15 protein-coding genes are annotated in these 18,522 nt (G+C 46.5%); 13 read left to right on the forward strand and 2 right to left on the reverse strand.

Annotation, left to right across the window (positions count from 1 at the left end; translation table 11 throughout):
- Positions 1 to 37 precede the first annotated feature (37 nt).
- The 3 genes from EOPP23_RS03810 (at position 38) to EOPP23_RS03820 (ending at position 3,561) form a co-directional block, all read left to right on the forward strand.
- Positions 38 to 1,840 carry a hypothetical protein gene (locus EOPP23_RS03810; protein ID WP_153764640.1) on the forward strand — a complete coding sequence of 601 codons (1,803 nt, stop codon included), beginning with the start codon at positions 38 to 40 and terminating at the stop codon, positions 1,838 to 1,840.
- A 29-nt stretch (positions 1,841 to 1,869) separates the two neighbouring features.
- Positions 1,870 to 2,580, forward strand: a complete 711-nt coding sequence (locus tag EOPP23_RS03815) for a 16S rRNA (uracil(1498)-N(3))-methyltransferase (RefSeq protein ID WP_153764641.1) — start codon at positions 1,870 to 1,872, stop codon at positions 2,578 to 2,580.
- Between the two features lie 189 nt (positions 2,581 to 2,769).
- Positions 2,770 to 3,561: a DUF2059 domain-containing protein gene (locus tag EOPP23_RS03820; RefSeq protein WP_194842487.1), complete on the forward strand. Its 792-nt coding sequence runs from the start codon at positions 2,770 to 2,772 to the stop codon at positions 3,559 to 3,561.
- Positions 3,562 to 3,581: 20 nt separating this feature from the next.
- On the opposite strand, the gene EOPP23_RS03825 is transcribed toward EOPP23_RS03820, so the two are convergent.
- On the reverse strand, positions 3,582 to 5,807 hold the full coding sequence (locus EOPP23_RS03825; protein ID WP_153764643.1) for a primosomal protein N': 2,226 nt from the start codon (positions 5,805 to 5,807) through the stop codon (positions 3,582 to 3,584).
- Positions 5,808 to 6,097: 290 nt separating this feature from the next.
- Here EOPP23_RS03825 and rpmE point away from each other — a divergent pair, with 290 nt between their 5' ends.
- From rpmE to EOPP23_RS03840, 3 genes are all read left to right on the forward strand, one after another.
- Positions 6,098 to 6,313, forward strand: a complete 216-nt coding sequence (gene rpmE, locus EOPP23_RS03830) for a 50S ribosomal protein L31 (protein ID WP_153764644.1) — start codon at positions 6,098 to 6,100, stop codon at positions 6,311 to 6,313.
- Between the two features lie 146 nt (positions 6,314 to 6,459).
- The gene (locus EOPP23_RS03835) at positions 6,460 to 7,140 is read left to right on the forward strand and encodes a thermonuclease family protein (protein WP_194842488.1); all 681 of its coding nucleotides are present in this window, start codon (positions 6,460 to 6,462) and stop codon (positions 7,138 to 7,140) included.
- Between the two features lie 207 nt (positions 7,141 to 7,347).
- Positions 7,348 to 8,598, forward strand: a complete 1,251-nt coding sequence (locus EOPP23_RS03840; RefSeq protein ID WP_153764646.1) for a malic enzyme-like NAD(P)-binding protein — start codon at positions 7,348 to 7,350, stop codon at positions 8,596 to 8,598.
- Between the two features lie 66 nt (positions 8,599 to 8,664).
- Here EOPP23_RS03840 and EOPP23_RS03845 read toward each other — a convergent pair whose 3' ends face one another.
- Positions 8,665 to 11,142 (reverse strand): penicillin-binding protein 1A, encoded by a 2,478-nt coding sequence (locus EOPP23_RS03845; RefSeq protein ID WP_153764647.1) that lies wholly within the window; start codon positions 11,140 to 11,142, stop codon positions 8,665 to 8,667.
- Between the two features lie 348 nt (positions 11,143 to 11,490).
- Between EOPP23_RS03845 and EOPP23_RS03850 the strand changes: the two genes are divergently transcribed.
- The 7 genes from EOPP23_RS03850 to aroB all read left to right on the forward strand — a co-directional run bounded on the left by EOPP23_RS03850 (position 11,491) and on the right by aroB (position 18,303).
- Entirely contained in the window at positions 11,491 to 12,555 is a 1,065-nt protein-coding gene (locus tag EOPP23_RS03850; protein ID WP_370514615.1) for a pilus assembly protein PilM, read from the forward strand.
- On the forward strand, positions 12,555 to 13,121 hold the full coding sequence (locus EOPP23_RS03855; protein ID WP_153764648.1) for a PilN domain-containing protein: 567 nt from the start codon (positions 12,555 to 12,557) through the stop codon (positions 13,119 to 13,121). Before EOPP23_RS03850 ends, EOPP23_RS03855 begins: the two co-directional genes overlap by 1 nt.
- A complete protein-coding gene (locus tag EOPP23_RS03860; protein ID WP_153764649.1) occupies positions 13,118 to 13,732 on the forward strand; it encodes a type 4a pilus biogenesis protein PilO in 615 nt (204 codons plus the stop codon). Before EOPP23_RS03855 ends, EOPP23_RS03860 begins: the two co-directional genes overlap by 4 nt.
- Positions 13,732 to 14,262 carry a pilus assembly protein PilP gene (locus EOPP23_RS03865; RefSeq protein ID WP_153764650.1) on the forward strand — a complete coding sequence of 177 codons (531 nt, stop codon included), beginning with the start codon at positions 13,732 to 13,734 and terminating at the stop codon, positions 14,260 to 14,262. Before EOPP23_RS03860 ends, EOPP23_RS03865 begins: the two co-directional genes overlap by 1 nt.
- Before the next feature lie 182 nt (positions 14,263 to 14,444).
- On the forward strand, positions 14,445 to 16,526 hold the full coding sequence (locus tag EOPP23_RS03870) for a type IV pilus secretin PilQ (RefSeq protein WP_153764651.1): 2,082 nt from the start codon (positions 14,445 to 14,447) through the stop codon (positions 16,524 to 16,526).
- Positions 16,527 to 16,687: 161 nt separating this feature from the next.
- Complete coding sequence (aroK, locus tag EOPP23_RS03875; protein ID WP_153764652.1) at positions 16,688 to 17,212, forward strand: shikimate kinase AroK; 525 nt, start codon at positions 16,688 to 16,690, stop codon at positions 17,210 to 17,212.
- Positions 17,212 to 18,303, forward strand: coding sequence for a 3-dehydroquinate synthase (aroB, locus tag EOPP23_RS03880; RefSeq protein ID WP_153764653.1), 1,092 nt, complete (start codon positions 17,212 to 17,214; stop codon positions 18,301 to 18,303). The genes aroK and aroB overlap by 1 nt, the downstream gene beginning before the upstream one ends.
- Positions 18,304 to 18,522 lie beyond the last annotated feature (219 nt).

Genomic DNA, 18,522 nt, shown 5'->3' on the forward strand with positions numbered 1-18,522 from the left:
CAGGTATTTATCCCTGCTATCGTTATTGAGAGAAGGGATGAACACTTGGCTGATTATGGCAATACCTACTGGACCTGATAATAACTCTATCGCCCAACAGCTGAAGACCGCAGCAATAAGCCTCGGCAAAGCTGCTTTATTGTCGATCAGTAAACCTACTGCTTTCCTGAGAAAGGTGGCGATAGCCATTATTCCTGTCAAAGTCTGGCGTGCGCTTAGTTCTCCCATTACGTTTTCCAAACAGATTTATCAAAGACGTGTCGCTGCCCGCCAGGAGAATGAACGCAGTCTTGTGATACAGCAGTTTGGTGAGAACTCCCGTGATTATTACCTTTATTGCAAAGAGTCCAGTCATCCTTTTTCGGAAATGAAGGCCATCAAGACCCGTTTTAAAGAAGAAGTTCGTAATATCTATATGGATATGGAATCTCTGAGATTTCAGGATCCTGATGAAGCAGGCGAGCTCAATGACAGACGATTTGCTTTCCATAACAGTCTGATACTCGGCTTTGATGATTTAACATCTGTGCAGGATGTTTATAGTCGATTGCAACAAGTCAGCACTGATCCCGCTTTTCCCTATCTGACAATCAAGTTTAATGAGCTCTGCAATGATTTTGATATGAAGCCTCAACTGGTCGGGCAGTGTGGTAGTGATGCAGAAGTTAAAACAACGGACGGTTTTAACAAACTCTATTGTGCGGGTTATGAGTGGTTGAGGCTGAACCTTGGTAAGGCAGTTACAGGCAAGAACAAACCAGGTCACCTGAAAGATTATACGGCTTATGAGCAGAAAGCCCTTAAAGCCTGGCTGGAGGCAAAAACAGAAGATGATCTGATTGATGTAGCTTCAGCTTATTTGCCTGAGTTTGGCAGTCGAGAGCTATTAGAGGGCTGGTATCGGCTGGCCGAAACTCGAGGTGTCAGTAGCGAGCGTGTCAGGAGTAGTGTGACTGAAGGTCAGCTCGCTCTGCTGGATGTGAAAAGTGAATTGTTTGATTTGCTGGATATAAACAGTCTCAAAAAAGAGTTTCCGCTGACCCATGAGTCAGTACTTGCTGGTATCAAGCAGAGTGTGTTTTCTGCCATTGGCCTACCTGAACTACACCGCGCAGTATCTGACTTGCCGTCGACCATCAGGAAAAAAGTAGTCTTTGCGCTCAGGGATCATGAATTTGGTATAAGGCTGTCTGACCGTGTAAGTAGTGGAAATGTCAGTAAGGAAAAAGTAGCTGTTAAAATGAAGTTATATTTGTCGCTGAGGGAACAGCTTAAGAGCGCTTCAGAAGATGGTAGAGAGCACAGCCCTTGGGAACTAAAGCTTCTGAGTGCATTGTCAGAAGGGTTGGATACTGATGACTTTGTATCAATACTTCTCTACGAAGTAGATTTGGCTCAGTTATCCCTGCTTTCAGAAAGACTGGCCAGCTATATCAAAGAAAGTACACCTATACCCGAGTTTGAAAATATGGAGACGGGTGACATTGTGGGTCATCAGTTTTTCAGTAAGTGTGCTCAGATAGATCCTGTTCGCAGAGATTATCTGGGAGATCTCAGGCAGCTGATGCTGTCTCTGGGTGACGATGTTTCAGGCAGTGATGTCGATGATCTTTCCGATATAAAAAGACTATTCAGTGCTGTAATTTCTGCAGACGCCTGTCAAAAAGTACCTGAGCTTGTTACCCAGATTGCACCGAAAAAATATCAGGCAAGTCTTCTAGCTGCCTACGAAGAGACAATGGTGGCCCATGAAGAGATTGATTCTGATGATGAGATGCTTTCATTGAACAGTACAGACCAGCCACGGAGCTTGCGTTCTATCGATGATTCAGGAGAATAACGCAGCTTCTATGCGTAACAGGTCAGCCCATGAACCTTCTCCTTCTTAACCCTTCCGACTTTATCTCTGAAAATAGTGTCAGACTGACTGGTCGTGCGCTAAAGCATGTTCTGGACGTTCACCGTGCTCAGGAGGGGGATACGCTGAGAGTGGGGCTGGTTAATGACAGAATGGGTGAAGGTATTATTACCTCTCTGACTGAAGAGGCTCTGGAGCTGGATATCACTCTGACTGAACAGCCACCCAAACCTCTGTCTCTCACTGTTCTGCTAGCACTTCCACGGCCCAAGATGTTGAAAAGAAGTCTGCAGCATCTGGCGACACTGGGTGCCAAAAAAATCATTCTATTAAATAGTTACCGGGTAGAAAAAAGCTTCTGGCAGTCACCCTGGTTGTCTGAAGAAAAAATCCATGAACAGCTTATTCTAGGGCTGGAGCAGGCGAGAGATACTTTACTGCCTGAGGTCATTCTGGAAAAACGATTCAAGCCCTTTGTGGAAGATCGTTTGCCTGAGTTAATGGAAGGGAAGCGTGGGTTGGTTGCTCACCCGGTTGGCGGCAGTCAATGTCCGCACCAGATTGAAGAAGAAGTGGTTCTGGCCATTGGCCCTGAAGGTGGTTTTATTCCTTATGAAGTGGAAAAGCTGGAAGAGGCTGGCTTTGAGAGAATTCATCTCGGCTCAAGAATACTTCGTGTTGAAACAGCGGTAACGGCCATTACCAGCAAGCTGTTTGATTAACAGCTTTACTGCGTGCTCAGGTAGATCAATTCATAAGCTTTTTGCCAGCCTTTGGAGGGCAAAAAGCTTATGAATATTCGATTGTGTGTGTCTACACACAATACTGAATGTTTTACTACTGACCATGGTTTAGGTATGTTGAAAGCAACGCTTTTGACTGACTGATTTGAATAAATCATGGCTGAATGTATGGATGCACGTAGCTTATGGTCAATCAGGTATCATGGAATTCGATATTACCTGACCCTTTTCTTTTTTCTTATTTGCCCTCTTCAACTGCAGGCAGCAGATAAAGGTCTGTTGCTGACAGAGCTCTACGAGAATGCCCGACTTGAACGACAGTTGGGCTGGATTCTCAACAGTATGACGCTGGACCAGAGAAACTATCAGCTGCCTGATAAAGTCATTGATACCGTTAATCTGGTGGTGAAGGTTCGCTACAGTCCGAAGCTTTTCAAAACCTCAATGGAAGCGACTCTAGATGAAGCTTTGAGTATTGGTGAACTGTTAAAGCTGATTGACTGGTTTAACTCCAATCTGGGACAGAAAGTTTTGCGTCTGGAAATGGAAGCCAATGACCCGAGAAACGCATTAAGAATGCAGGCGTATATTGAAGAGAAACTGACTCGGGAATTGCCAAGGACCAGTCGTATAAGACTTATTGAAGAGTTGATGGAAACCCTTAACGCTGTTGAACTGGGCACAGAGCTGGCAGCTAGTGCATCAGTAGGAGCCAGAAGGATTCTTCATGAAGTCATGCCTGTTAACGACGGTAGACCATTAAGGCCACCACAGATACAGAAAGCCAGAGAGAAGTCAGCCATTCGCAAAGGCATGAATGACCATATGCGCAGTGCTTTTCTTTATACCTATCGTGGATTGTCTGACAAGGAAATCAGAGCCTATCTGGATTTTGCCAGAAGTACTGCCATGCAGAACTTTCAGCGTGGTCAGATACAGGCGATAGCGAGAATTCTTTAGATTCTCTGGAAGAGCTGCGGTCAGGTCATATCCTGAGGATCGACATCCAGATTCCATCGAAGGGTTCTGGGTAACTTTACACTGTCCAGTTGTTGAATCAGAACGCTGAGCAATCGGTGCAGGTCTGATCGACGTAAGCTGTGAATCATCAACTGATACCTATACCGCCCCTGACGTTTTTCCATCGGTGCTGGTAGTGGGCCAAGAGCCCGGACGGAGGAAAATTGTTGCTGGAACGGCTCTGCTGTCGATCTGAGTAACTTTAACAGGTTAATTCCTTCAGCCGCTGTCGCACTTTCTGCTCTGAATAAAGCCAGATAACCAACAGGAGGAAGATTAAGCTGTTGTCGTTCATTGAAAAGGCTGGCTGCAAACTTCGGGTAATTATTGCTGGCCAGTAATTGCAAAGAAGGGTTTTGTGGGTTGTAGGTTTGGATTAGCACTTTACCCGGTTTATCGCCCCGTCCTGCCCGACCGGAAACCTGCATAATCAATTGACCTGTTTTTTCCAGTCCCCGAAAATCCGAGCTGAACAACCCGGAATCAGCATTCAAAATGGCAACCAGTGTGACATTAGGGAAATGATGCCCCTTTGCCAGCATCTGGGTGCCCAGCAGGATAGAAGGTTCACCTTCATTGATCACTTCCAGAATCTCATGGAGTGCGTTTTTCTTTCGGGTTGAATCACGATCAATCCGAATAACAGGAAAGTCTGGAAACAGTTGCTCAAGGGTTTGTTCGCAACGCTCTGTTCCCTGACCGGAAGGCTGCAGCTTGCGACCATTGCAATTACTGCAGGTCCAGGGAATGGCCATCTGATAATCACAGTGATGACAGTGCATATGAGCAGGCTGACGGTGCAGTGTTAGGTGGGCATCACAGTGAGGGCAGTCTGAAATTTCTCCACAGTCATTACAGATCAGTGAGGGCGCATAGCCTCTTCGGTTAAGAAAGACCATAACCTGTTCGTCGCGCAGAAGCGTTGTCTGCATCTGCTCTATCAAGGTATGAGCAAAACCTTCCTGCAGTGCCTGCTGCCTTAGGTCCAGCAATTCAATGGCTGGTGGTTTGGCGTTTCCTGCTCGTTGCCTTAATTTCAGATGCAGGTATTTTCCTGATTGAGCATTGCTCAGTGTTTCTAATGACGGTGTTGCTGAACCCAGAATTACTGGACAGTTAGCCAGTTTGGCACGGTAAATGGCCAGATCACGGGCGTTATACCGGAGTGTGTCCTGTTGTTTGTAAGAGTTGTCATGCTCTTCGTCAACAATGATCAAACCCAGCTTTGGCAGGGGCGTAAAAATGCCTGACCGGGTTGCAATGAGAACCCCTGCATTTTCTCTGCTGGCAGCCAGCCAGCCTTGCAAGCGCTCACTATCACTCAGCCCTGAGTGCAGGCAGGCAACGGGAACACCAAAACGACTGCGGAAGCGGCGAACGGTCTGTGGTGTCAGACCAATTTCGGGAACCAGAACCAGGGCTTGCTTACCGGCTTCCAGAGTTTTTGCAATAGCCTGCAGGTACACTTCAGTTTTACCACTACCGGTAATGCCATCAAGAAGAACAGAGTTAAATGTAGGTGTCTCATTGATTTCATTGAGAGCAAACTGTTGTTCTTCATTGAGCTTGAGGTGAGACTGACGAATCTTGTTTTTCAGTTCATAAAAAGGCCGGTCTGTTATCTCGACCTGTTGTGATTGAATCAGTCGTTTCTTTTCCAGCTGACTCAATATGCTTTTGCTGAACCCGGCTTCCTTTAACTCTGGTTCGGAGACGCCTTCCGGGTAAAGTTGGAGCCATTCCATTGCAGCTAGCTGTTTTCTGGCTCTTTTCAGTGAGGCTTTTAGTACAGTATCCAGTTCGACAATGCATCGCCAGCTGGTGACGCTGCCTTGAGAGGCAGGCTTTCCTTGTCTCAAAGCTTTTGGTAGCGCTTGTGAAAAAGTTTCGCCCAGACTGTAGTGGTAATAACTGGCAGCCCAGCGACAGAGCTTCATGATGTCATCAGGTAGAAGCTGGTAGGGTTCAAGAAGGTTATCTGCACTTTTCAGCTTTTCGCGGGGGCAGTCAGTTTCATATTTGATGGCCTCAATGATACCGGTAACTTTTCGACGACCAAAAGTAACCTGTACTCTCATTCCAGATTCAAGCGTGTCATGACATTCTGCTGGTGGTAGATAGTCAAACATCCGTCTCAGAGGAGAAGGGATGGCAACACTGAGAATGGTCTCTTCACTGGTGGTCATGGAGGCTGGGAAATCCGAAAGACTGATAAGCCTGACCAGTGTAACCCGAGAGGCTGCAAGGGATAAACGGTTAGAGGTGGGGGCTGCGATAAAGGTACTGTAGCCCTAGTAACATCCCGATGTTTGCTTGACTGGGATACTCTGGTATGATTCCGCATCAATTTTCAGGGTCATGATCAGGTAGCATTTAGCTATAGTCTGGTGGTGGCTATATTTCACGCGGTGCCTGATCTGGTTGCCAGTAATGGTAGGATCTGGTGGCGGCGTGTAGTTATATAAGGTGAATCCAAATGAAGCCGGAAATCCATCCGAACTACGACGCGATCGAAGTAACCTGCTCTTGCGGCAACAAGATCGAAACTCGCTCTACTCTGTGCAAGCCTCTGCACATTGAAGTTTGCTCTAAGTGCCACCCATTCTACACCGGCACTCAGAAGGTTATGGACACCGGTGGTCGTATCGAACGCTTCAACAAGCGTTTCGGCAAGCTGGGTGCTCGCAAGTAAATATGTTTTATCCCGCTATGCAAATAGCAGGAAACATATTTCTGAAAAAGGCGCTATACCGAGAGGTAAGCGTCTTTTTTATTGTCTCGATATTTTGCCCCTTTCTATTTGCAACTGAGTGCTCTCTTCAGGGTAATGCTGAAAAGGTGGAGTGGGATTATGTCGCTGATGGCGACACAGTCTGGCTGAAAGATGGACGTAAGGTTCGCTTTGCCGGAATTAATACGCCTGAAATTGCTCATAAAGATCGGGCTGCTGAGCCGCGGGGTGATCAGGCTCACTCCACACTAAAGAAGTTGCTTTCACCTTCTCCCTATCTTCTTCTCGAGATTGCTGAACGACCTTATGATCATTATGGCCGACTTTTGGCTTCTCCTTTTCTACCAGACGGTACTTCAATTAACAGCCTCTTGCTTGAGCAGGGGTTGGCTTTCCAGGTATTCAGTGAAAATAGAAACCCTTATCAGTTCTGCTGGTCTGAGTTGGAAAAGAAAGCCAGAGAAAAGGGATTGGGGGTCTGGAAAAAATGGCAACTACTGGATGTCAGAGCAGACAGGCTGAAATCCGGCTTTCAGGTTGTACGTGGTTATATATCTAACATTTACCGCCCTAAATCAGGTCAGTCAATCTGGTTAGAATTTGATGGTCCACTGGTTATTCGGCTGGATAAAGAGCGGGTAAGCAAAGCCTGGCTGAAATCACTTAAAGGCCAAAAAGTAGAGGTGAGAGGTTGGCTGGTGGATCGACGGAAAAAAACGACATTAAAAACACATCAAAAGCCCTGGGTCGTCAATGTCTACAGCATTGATGCAATCAAAAGACTGTAACCGCCTTAAAGCGCATGTAATTAAGTGTTGCTGTTTTTCTGCGCTCTTCTTCAAATAAATTCGGCATTGGGTAATTCGTGTCGTTGTTGTGTGTAGATGTACTTTAATATGGGTTGGGGTTCTTGTTACTGAATTACCCTTCCTATATTCTCCATAGCTACTATTCCCTTCACATCTTTATTTTTCAAGGTTAGAAAGTACAAGGATATGAGACAAGCCGCACTGGATTATCATGCCAATCCCAAGCCAGGCAAAATTTCTATTGAGTTAACGACTCCGGCAGAGACAGCGAGAGATCTGGCTCTGGCCTACAGTCCTGGTGTGGCAGAGCCGGTGCGTGAGATTGCTGCTGATAAAGACAACGCCTACAAATACACGGCTAAGGGTAACCTTGTAGCCGTTATCAGTAACGGTACCGCTATTCTTGGCCTGGGCAACCTGGGTGCGCTGGCCAGTAAGCCGGTAATGGAAGGCAAGTCACTGTTGTTTAAACGTTTTGCTGGTGTTGATTCCATTGATATTGAAGTGGATACCGAAAGCCCGCAGGATTTTATTGATACTGTAAAGCGTATCGCCTGCAGTTTTGGTGGTATCAATCTGGAAGATATTAAAGCCCCTGAGTGCTTCGAGATTGAAAAACGGCTGATTGAAGCGTGTGATATTCCGGTCTTTCATGATGACCAGCATGGTACAGCTATTGTTACTGCTGCAGGCATGTTGAACGCACTGGATATTGCCGGTAAGAAAATTGAAGATGCTCGTTTGGTATGTCTGGGAGCAGGCTCTGCTGCTATTTCCTGTGTGAAACTCTTGATCAGTTGTGGAATGACCCCAGCGAACATTCTTATGCTGGACAGCAAAGGTGTTATTCATACTGGTCGTACTGACCTGAACCAGTATAAAGCTGACTTTTCAGTAGAAACTGATTGTCGTACGCTGGATGATGCTATTGATGGCGCTGATGCGTTTCTCGGTTTGTCTGGCTCGGATCTTTTGTCAGGAGATCAGCTGGCTAAAATGGCTGAGCAGCCTATTGTTTTTGCCTGCGCAAACCCTGATCCGGAAATTCGTCCTGAGCTGGCTAATGAAGTTCGCCCTGATGTTATTATGGCTACTGGTCGTTCCGATTTCCCCAACCAGGTGAATAACGTACTCGGCTTTCCGTTTATCTTTCGTGGTGCACTGGATGTTCGTGCCAGCCGTATTAACGAAGAAATGAAAATTGCTGCGGTTCACGCTATTCGTGAACTGGCCAAGGAAGAGGTTGTTCAGGAAGTGGTGGATGCCTATGAAGGTATTGAGCTGAAGTATGGCCCGGACTACATCATTCCAAAGCCAACGGATCCTCGTTTGCTGGGTATTGTTTCCGCTGCGGTAGCAAAAGCTGCAGTAGAGACCGGAGTTGCAAGACTATCTTATCCTGCAAACTACCCGCTGAACTCTGTGTCTGATATTTAAAGTTACGGTTTTCAGTGATAAAAAACCGCTGCTCAAATGAGTCAGCGGTTTTTTTGCCCGATGGTTTTAGAACAGATCTTCAGGTTTAAAGGCTGGTGTACCATCTTCACCGTTAGTCTTCGGCTGACTGACGGCTTTGGGCGTATTCTCCTTTCTGAACAGTTCAAAGATAGCGTTAGGGTTACCCTGATTGGCCAGTTGACCTGTTTCAGGGTCAATCTTCACGGTTTCAATGCCGTCCGGTTGTGGCAGGCGTTGTTCAGGCATACCGTCCAGAGCTACTTTCATATAGCTCAGCCAGATCGGTAAAGCGGTATTGCCACCGTACTCCCATCTACCCAAAGTCGTATTGTTGTCCATGCCGACCCAGACACTGGTCAGTACTTTGGGGTTAAAGCCAATAAACCATACGTCCTTGCTGTCGTTTGTAGTGCCGGTTTTACCGCCAATATCGTGTCGCTCCAGCGCACGGGCACGTTTACCCGTTCCTTTCCAGATAACATCGCGCATGATGTCGTTGATGATGTAATTGACCCTTGGATCCATTACCAGCTCTGCGGGGGTTACTGTTTCTGCAACAATCACCTCTTCTGGAAGGTCTGTTGCATCTGGAGTGGTGATAGCTTCAGTTGTCAGTTTTTCTGAATTTTCAGTGTCTTCATTCAGTTTTTTATTCAGACACTCCCTGCATACGGTTGCGGGTGAAGATTTGAAAACCGTTTCATCAAGCACTTCAACTCTGTTGATCAGGTATGGTGATACCTTGTAGCCGCCGTTAGCTATGGTTGCATAACCAGTCGTCATTTCCAGCGGTGTCATGGCAACATTGCCCAAAGCCAGTGACAGGTTTTGAGTAATGGCTTCAGCAGGCAGTCCCAGTCTGGCCATAAAGCTGACCGCTTTACTGATGCCGACTTCCCTGAGAATGCGAATAGAGATCAGGTTTCTGGAGCGGTATAGGCCTTCTCGCAATCTCATTGGGCCGTTGAATTTCATGTTGTCGTTGTTTGGACGCCAGGTGCCTTCCAGTCCTTCATCATCAAAGACAACAGGAGCGTCATTGATGATAGAGGCTGCAGTTAAACCATCATCCAGGGCAGACGCATAAACAAAAGGTTTAAAAGATGATCCGGCCTGACGAACTGCCTGGGTTGAGCGGTTGTACATACTGTCGTAAAAGTTGAAACCACCCAGTAGTGCAAGAATGGCTCCGCTTTCCGGATTCATGGAAATAAGAGAAGACTGTGCTTCCGGTTCCTCTGCCAAACGAAAACGGCCATCTTCCATCTGGCGCACCCAGATAAGGTCTCCAACCTTCAATACATCAGTAGCAGTCTTGGGGTTATGGCCAAAGGCATTTACATTGATGTATTTCTTGGCCCACTCAATATTGTCCCAGTCCAGAGTGGTGACCTTACTCTGCTTCATCAGAATAGTGGCTGACTGGTCTTCTACCAGAGTAACTACAGCGGGTTTCAATGGCCCTGCTGAGCGTGCTTTCTTAAGAGCCTTTTGCCAGACTGCAAAGGATTCATCTTCATCGCTGATCTCGTTCTCTTCATTGAGGTTGCGAATAGGGCCTTTGTAACCATGCTTCTCTGTATAAGCAAAGAGGCCGTTGGCAACAGACTCATTGGCAGCCTTTTGAAGAGTACTGTCCACAGTGGTGAAAACCCTGAAACCTTCGGTATAGGTTTCAGGGCCAAACCGCTCGACCATTTCCTGACGAACCATTTCAGCAATATAAGGAGCCTGCAGTTCTATAGGTGTGCCGTGATAGCTGGCAGTAGTCGGTTCGTTGACCGCCTCTTGATACTCGTCATCTCTGATGTAACCCAGCTCCTGCATGCGACCAAGTATCCAGTTACGGCGAATCAGGGCGCGGTCAGGGTCATTGATTGGATTATATCTTGAAGGTGCTTTCGGAAGTCCTGCAATCATGGCCTGTTGGGCAAGGCTCAGTTCATCAATGGACTTCCCGTAATAAACCTGTGCGGCAGCTTCAACGCCGTAGGCGCGATTACCCAGGTAAATTTTGTTGAGGTAGAGCTCAAAAATCTCGTTCTTGGTCAGTTCCTGTTCAATCTGCAGTGCCAGAAGAATCTCGTTGAATTTTCTGGAGAAGACTCTTTCATGGCTAAGAAAGAAGTTTTTTGCAACCTGCATGGTGATCGTACTGCCACCGGATTGAATACGGCCGGTTGACACCAGTTGGACAGCAGCACGCAACAACCCGACGATGTCTACACCGGGATGGTAATAGAAACGATCGTCTTCTGCCGCCATAAAGGCTTTCACCATTTTTTCTGGCGTGTCATCAAAATGTACAGGTGTTCGGCGTTTTTCACCGAATTCAGCAATCAGCAACTCGTCTTTTGAGTAAATGCGCAGAGGTGTCTGCAGATTGGTATCCCTGAGAGAGTCTACCGCGGGTAGAGAAGGGCTCAGGTACAGGAAGGCACTGGCCGCAACCAGTAACAAACCGCTGAAGGAAGCAAATCCGCTCCACAGGAAAAATTTTAATAGTTTTGCCGATCGCTTCATTCTTTGCCGGTCCGATGAATTCAGTTCAGCCTTCCAGGCTGGTTTAATGCCTTGCTGTATGCAAAGCCTGATGACACAGAAGCGATATTATAAATGGAAATGGTGGATTTCCCTAGAATAGTCACAGTGTCAGATGTAAGGTTGGCACTTTATGTCAACAACCACCGTGGCTGATCCTTTCCAAATATAAAACGACAGTTAGTTGGCGAAAAATAGGGGTTGAGTAATAAATAACGTGACCTGTGCAATAGAATACGACTCTAGATGCCTGCTGTAATTGCGGAATTGAACGGACTGTTATTTAATGAAAAATAGGGGATTTATAACAAATGAGCAGGAATCGCATACGTGTTTGGGTTGTTCAAGAATAAAACAAACGCTGTTCTGGGTATTGATATCAGCTCCACATCAGTAAAGCTACTGGAATTAAGTCAGAGCAGTGGGGGGTACCGCGTAGAAGCTTATGCTGAGGAGAAACTCGCAGCTGGAGCCGTGGTTGAAAACAATATTCAGGAACCTGAAGCAGTTGGAGAAGCTATCAATAAAGCACTCTCCCGCTCGCGTTCAAGCGTAAAAAATGCTGCGGTGGCTGTATCCGGCTCAGCAGTCATTACCAAGATTATTGAGATGGATGCTTCTCTCAGCGACGATGAGATGGAAACTCAGATCGCCGTTGAAGCAGATCAATATATTCCTTATGCACTGGATGAAGTTTCCATAGACTTTGAAGTCATTGGTCTCAAGGAAAATAATCCGGAGCGGGCAGAGGTTCTGCTGGCTGCCTGTCGCAGGGATAATGTTGAGATCTGTGAAGAAGCTTTGTCTTTGGGCGGACTAAACGCCAAGATTGTTGATGTAGAAGCTTTTACCATGGAGCGAGCCTATGAGCTCGTCAGCAATAAGCTGGAGCTGCCTGAAGAAGATCCGGTGGTTGCTGTTATTGATATTGGCTCCAGCAATACCTCTCTAAATGTTCTGGGTAATGGGCAAACTATTTATACCCGTGAGCAGCTGTTTGGTGGTCGTCAGCTGACTGATGAAATTCAGCGTCGCTATGGTCTTAGCCCGGAAGAAGCTGAAAAATCCAAATGTGAAGGTGGCCTGCCGGACGATTATGAATCAGAGGTTCTCGGTCCTTTCAGAGACGCCATCGTTCAACAGATTTCCCGTTCCCTGCAGTTTTTCTACTCCTCTTCTCAGTACAACGATGTTGATGCCATCGTTATGGCGGGTGGTACTTCATCGATTCCGGGGTTGGTCGAACTGATTCAGGACAAGCTGGGTACTCAGGCAGTAATGGCAGACCCTTTTGCCGAGATGTCTTCTTCCAATAAAGTGGATTCCGAGTTGCTGGCAAGCAAGGCTCCCGGGTTGATGATTGCCTGTGGTCTGGCCATGAGGAGCTTTGACTGATGGCAAGAATTAACCTTAGACCTTGGCGTGAAGAGCTCCGTGAAGAACGTAAGAAGCGTTTTGTTGCGGCCTGGATTGGTACCATCCTTTTGGGTGGTGCGTTGATATTCCTGGCTGACATGATGGTCAGTAATGCGATCAGTCAGCAGCAGGGTCGAAATCAATATCTGCAAAACAAGATTACTCTGCTGGATAAAAGTATTTCCGAAATCAAAAAGCTGAAAGAAAAACGCTCTCAGTTGCTTGAACGTATGGAAGTTATCCAGAGTCTCCAGGGTAACCGACCTATTATCGTGCGGGTGTTTGATCAGCTTGCTCGAGTGGTTCCTGACGGTGTGCACTTTAAGAAGCTGAAGCTGGATGGTGATCAACTGACTCTTGTTGGTATTGCTGAATCCAATAATCGTATTTCCAGCCTGATGCGTAATTTTGACTCTTCCGAATGGTTTACTGACCCCAACCTTACTGCGGTCAAGAAGATCAGCTTTGCTGGTGAAAGGATGAATGAGTTTGATCTGACTGTGGTCAGAACGTCGCCGGATGTCGGAGAGGAGGATGAGTCATGAGCTTGGCTGACTCTCTGAAAAAACTGAATGAGATGGATCTGTCAGAGCTTGACCTTGAAAACGTCGGTGCCTGGCCACTTCCTGTTCGAATTATTGCCTGTATTCTAACTCTGGCAGTTGTAATGTTCCTTGGTTATCAGTTGCATCTGAGTAATCTTCAGACCAGCTATGACCGTGTTACTGCTCAGGAAGTCGAGTTAAAGCGCCAGTTTCAGGTTAAGGCGTTTCAAGCGGCGAACCTCGCTTCTTACCGGAATCAGATGAAGGAAATGGAAGCGTCTTTCGGTGCTCTGGTAAAACAGTTGCCCAGTGATACTGAAGTGCCAGGTCTGTTGGAAGACATAACCTTTACGGGGCGCGGTGCTGGTTTGACGTTTGAAAATATCAAACTGCAGCCAGAGAAAATTACCGAGTTTTATATTGAGTTGCCAATAAGCATTGTCGTCAGTGGCAACTATCACGATCTTGGTGCATTCGTCAGTGGAGTTGCCAGTCTACCTCGAATTGTGACCTTGCATGACTTTGCTATTACTCCTTCCGGTAATGGTCAGATCCTGAAAATGGAAATTCTGGCGAGAACCTATCGTTACAACGACAAGGAGTCTGATTAATGATTAAGTTGAACAGACTTCTCGTTCCCATCTCTGCGCTTTTACTCTCCGGCTGTTTCACTGGGAGCAGCGGTTACTCTGATCTTGATCAGTATATGGCGGAGATTAAAGCTAAACCCTCTGGCAGAATTGAGCCTCTGCCGATTTTCACTCCCTATGAAGCTTTTGCTTATCGGGCATCCGGGCTGAGAAGTCCGTTTGAACCACCGATTAAAATCAAGTCTTCGGATCGGGAGTTTAATAGCAATGTTCGCCCTGATGAGGGGCGTGTGAAGCAGTATCTGGAGCAGTTCGATATAGAAGTGTTCGCCATGGTGGGTTCCATCAGTAATGACGATGGCCTTTGGGGTCTGGTCAAGGGAACGGATGGTATTCATCGGGTCAAGGTGGGAGATTACCTTGGCAAGAACCATGGTCGTATTACCTATATCGATGACAGTGAGCTACGCATCATTGAGATCGTGCCAGCCGGGTCAGAGGTGTGGATTGAACGCCCTCGGACTATGCGGCTTGACCTTGGTCAACCCTGAGCGAAGTGAGTAGGCTGAATCACTTTGGTTCAGTCTCACTTAATAAGGATGTTGTCGCTCTGTCATGAAACGGACTTCCCATTTATAGGTCTGGCAGGCATCATCGCTGTGCAAAAATTGAATCTTTTGGTTGTTATGCCGATTAGAACAACAACTCTGAATAAGTTAAGTGGGTTAAGTAAATGAACAACAAACCCGTGTTGAAGGCCAGCGCAGTACGGATGTTACTGTATACGTTGTTGGCATGGTTGCCGCTGTCTGCGTGGGGGGTGACGCTTAAAAAACTCGATGCAGGTACACTGCCGGGTGATATTGTTGAACTGCGTCTGATGTTCGATGGTCCTGCGCCACAGGCGAAAGGATATACCATTGAACAGCCACCTCGAATCTCACTTGACCTGCCTTTTACTCGTAGTTCTCTGCCCAAATATAACGAAGTGGGTTTTGAGAATACCGAGAGTGTGACAGTGCTTGAAGCGGGAGAGCGTACTCGTCTGGTTGTGAACCTTAAGACGGCTTCCGGCTATACCACCAAGACCGATGGTAATGTGCTTTATGTTTATGTAGGTGCTGAAGGTTCTAATGCTAAAGCGCCTTTGCCAAGTATTGCAGGTTCGGGTGCGCCACTGGCTGAACCTGGTGGTGCAGGCATTACTCATATTGATTTTAAGCGTGGTGATGAAGGCGAGGGTAATGTCGTCATTACTCTGGCGAACCCAAATATCCCGATGGATATGAATGAGCTGGGTGGCCGTATTCGCCTAGAGTTTCAGGGTAATGTTCTTCCAGGGCGCCTGAGGAATCGTTTGGATGTTGTCGATTTCGCAACGCCGGTCAAATTTATCGATGCCAAGGTAGAAGACGGTAATTCAGTTATTGTTATCGAGCCAACTGGTAGCTATGAGCACCTTGCTTATCAGACTGATAATACGCTGACAGTGAGTGTTAAGCCGGTTTCGGAGCATGACTATGCTCGTGGCCGAAAAGGTTTGGCTTATAAGGGAGACAAGCTCTCTCTAAACTTCCAGGATATTGAAGTTCGGGCAGTACTTCAGTTGATTGCTGACTTTACTGATTTGAACCTTGTCGCTTCTGACACTGTTAGCGGTAACGTAACGCTGCGTCTTCAGAATGTACCATGGGATCAGGCTCTGGATATTGTGCTGAAATCCAAAGGTTTGGATAAACGCCTTGAAGGTAATGTTTTGACGGTTGCTCCAGCGGAAGAAATTGCTATTCGTGAGCGCCAGCAGCTTGAAAACGATAAACAGATTCGTGAGCTAGCTCCGGTTTATACTGATCTGATTCAGATCAATTATGCCGATGCTGCTGAAATTGCTGCCGTACTTGGTGGTGGTGGCGAGGAAGATACGACACTGTTAACTGATCGTGGTTCAGTACAGGTAGTTGATCGTACTAATAGCCTGTTGATTAAGGATACTCAGCAGAAGCTTGATGAAATTCGTGCTCTGATCCAGCGTCTGGATATTCCCGTTAAACAGGTAATGATTGAAGCCCGAATTGTTAACGTTGATTCCAACTTCACCAAAGAGCTTGGTGTTAAGTGGAGTGGCGCGAAGCAGTTTGGAGATAACGGCAAAGGCCTCGCCTTTGGTGGTAAAGGTACAGAGGCTGTTATTCAGGATGGTTCTCCGGTTACCCAGATCACTAATGGTTCTCCGTTTATTGATTATGGAGCAAGTGGTGCGAATGCCGCTTCTCTGGCTATTGGTTTTGCGTCTAACTCATCTCTTCTGAATCTGGAGTTGTCAGCAATCCTGTCTGATGGCGGTGGTGAGACAATTTCTCAGCCTAAAGTAATCACTGCGGATAAAACCAAGGCGGTTATTAAGTCTGGTAAGGAGATTCCTTACGAAGAGAAAACATCCAGTGGTGCGACTTCTGTAGCGTTTAAGGATGCGGTACTTTCTCTGGAAGTTACGCCACAGATTACGCCTGAGGGCAGCATCATCATGGAAGTGAAGGTGACTAACGACTCTCAGGGGGCCGATGCTCCAAACGGTGTACCTACTATTAACAAGAATGAGGTGAATACTCAGGTTCTTGTGAAGGATGGTGAAACAGTTGTTCTTGGTGGGGTATTCACTCAGGTGAAGAAGAATGGTGAAGTAAAGGTGCCGGTTTTGGGTGATGTGCCTTACTTAGGTCGCTTGTTCAGGAAGGATACACACTCCGATGTTAAGACAGAGTTGATGATCTTTATTACCCCAAGAGTTATTAATGAGCAGGTAACACTAAGGTAACTTCTTAAGCTATTTAGAGGTTTGTTTTAGTAGTCCATTCGACGGGAGCCTTCAGGCTCCCGTTTCTTTATCCTCGTAATATCTTCAATGAGTATTGTCAGCAAGTTGTAACATGCGCTACGCTCGGCACATACAGGCAGGAAGTCAGGCTAACAAAGGCAATGCCATTAACAAATATTTACCTAGTGGGTCCTATGGGGGCCGGAAAAAGCACTATTGGCAGAATGCTGGCCAAAGAGCTAGGACTTCCGTTTTATGATTCCGATCATGAAGTGGAAGCACGCAGTGGAGCTGATATCCCCTGGATTTTTGATGTCGAGGGCGAAGAGGGTTTTCGTCAGCGGGAAATTCAGGTAATAGAAGAGCTTTGTAGTATGAAGGGAGTTGTTCTGGCTACCGGTGGTGGCGTTGTCACCCGGTTGGAGAACCGGCAGCAGCTTGGTACCCATGGTTTCGTCGTTTTTCTTCAGGCTTCTGTGAAAACACAATTGGCCAGAACAGAAAAAGATAAACGCAGGCCGCTGCTTCAGCGACCTGATCGAAAACAGGTGCTAGCCAATCTCTTAATTGAGAGGGAACCTTTTTACACGGGCATAGCTGATCTTTCGCTGGATACAGAAAGATTGTCGCCTAAAGCGGTGATTCAGGAAATAAAAAAAGCTGTTGAAAGCAGAAGAGGTGTTTGATGCTGACCCTGAATGTTGATCTGGGCGAAAGAAGTTATCCCATTTTCATTGGAACCGGGTTATACGCCTCTGGTAGTGCGCCGGACTACCTGTTGCCTTATATCAAGGGCAGGCAGGTTGCTGTAGTTACTAACAGTACGGTTGCACCTATCTATCTTCAGAGAGTACGTGATCTGCTTTCAGATCATGACTTTACAGAGGCCATTCTTCCAGATGGTGAAGCGTTTAAAAACCTCGATACTTTGAATGCCATCTTTGATGAATTGCTCGAATCCCGTCACACAAGAAAAACAACGTTAATTGCTCTCGGTGGAGGTGTTGTTGGTGATATGACAGGCTTTGCTGCATCTTGCTATCAGCGTGGTGTCGACTTTATTCAGATGCCGACAACCCTATTATCTCAGGTAGATTCATCGGTTGGTGGCAAAACTGGCGTTAATCACGCTTTGGGCAAGAATATGATCGGTGCCTTTCATCAGCCCAATGTCGTTTTAATAGATACCGATACTTTGAAAACTCTGCCTGATAGAGAGTTCTCTGCAGGTATGGCTGAAGTTATCAAGTATGGTTTGATTTGTGATCTGGAATTCTATGGCTGGCTGAAAGCGAATATGGCTGATCTTATGGCCAGAAAAGACGAGGCGTTGACCTATGCGATTCATCGTTCCTGTCTTGATAAAGCCAAAGTAGTTGCTCAGGACGAAACAGAGTCAGGTATTCGTGCCATTCTTAATCTGGGTCATACTTTTGGTCATGCTATAGAAACCCAAATGGGCTATGGCGAATGGCTTCATGGTGAAGCGGTTGCTGCTGGAATGGTGATGGCTGCAGAGCTGTCATGCCGTCTTGGTAGTATCACTGAAGCTGAAGTTGCGGAGCTGACAGAATTGTTGGAGCAGGCTGGTCTACCTGTTACTCCTCCACAAGGCATGACACCAGAGCAGTTTAAAGAGCTGATGATCGTTGATAAGAAAGTTTTGGATGGTCGTCTACGACTGGTTCTATTGGAATCTGTTGGTGAAGCTGTAGTGACTAATGGGTTTGATACGGATGTGTTTGAACAAATGCTGCGCGATGTTTGCATCTGTTAGACAGTAGTACTTATTGTTCTTTTTATTCATTTGTGATTAAGGGGTCGGCCGTGTAAAATGGTCGACCCCTTGTCTTATGCGCAGGGAAAAGCAGTGATGAATTTTCTTGGGCATGAGTTCTGAAACTCTGGATAGAGTTGCAAAAATATTGAATATATTTGCATTTTTTGTGAATATAGATGCGAATTTAAAAAAGACGGTTTAAAAACACTCTGGAAG

This window comes from Endozoicomonas sp. OPT23, from assembly GCF_009653635.1.
Lineage (GTDB): Bacteria > Pseudomonadota > Gammaproteobacteria > Pseudomonadales > Endozoicomonadaceae > Endozoicomonas_A.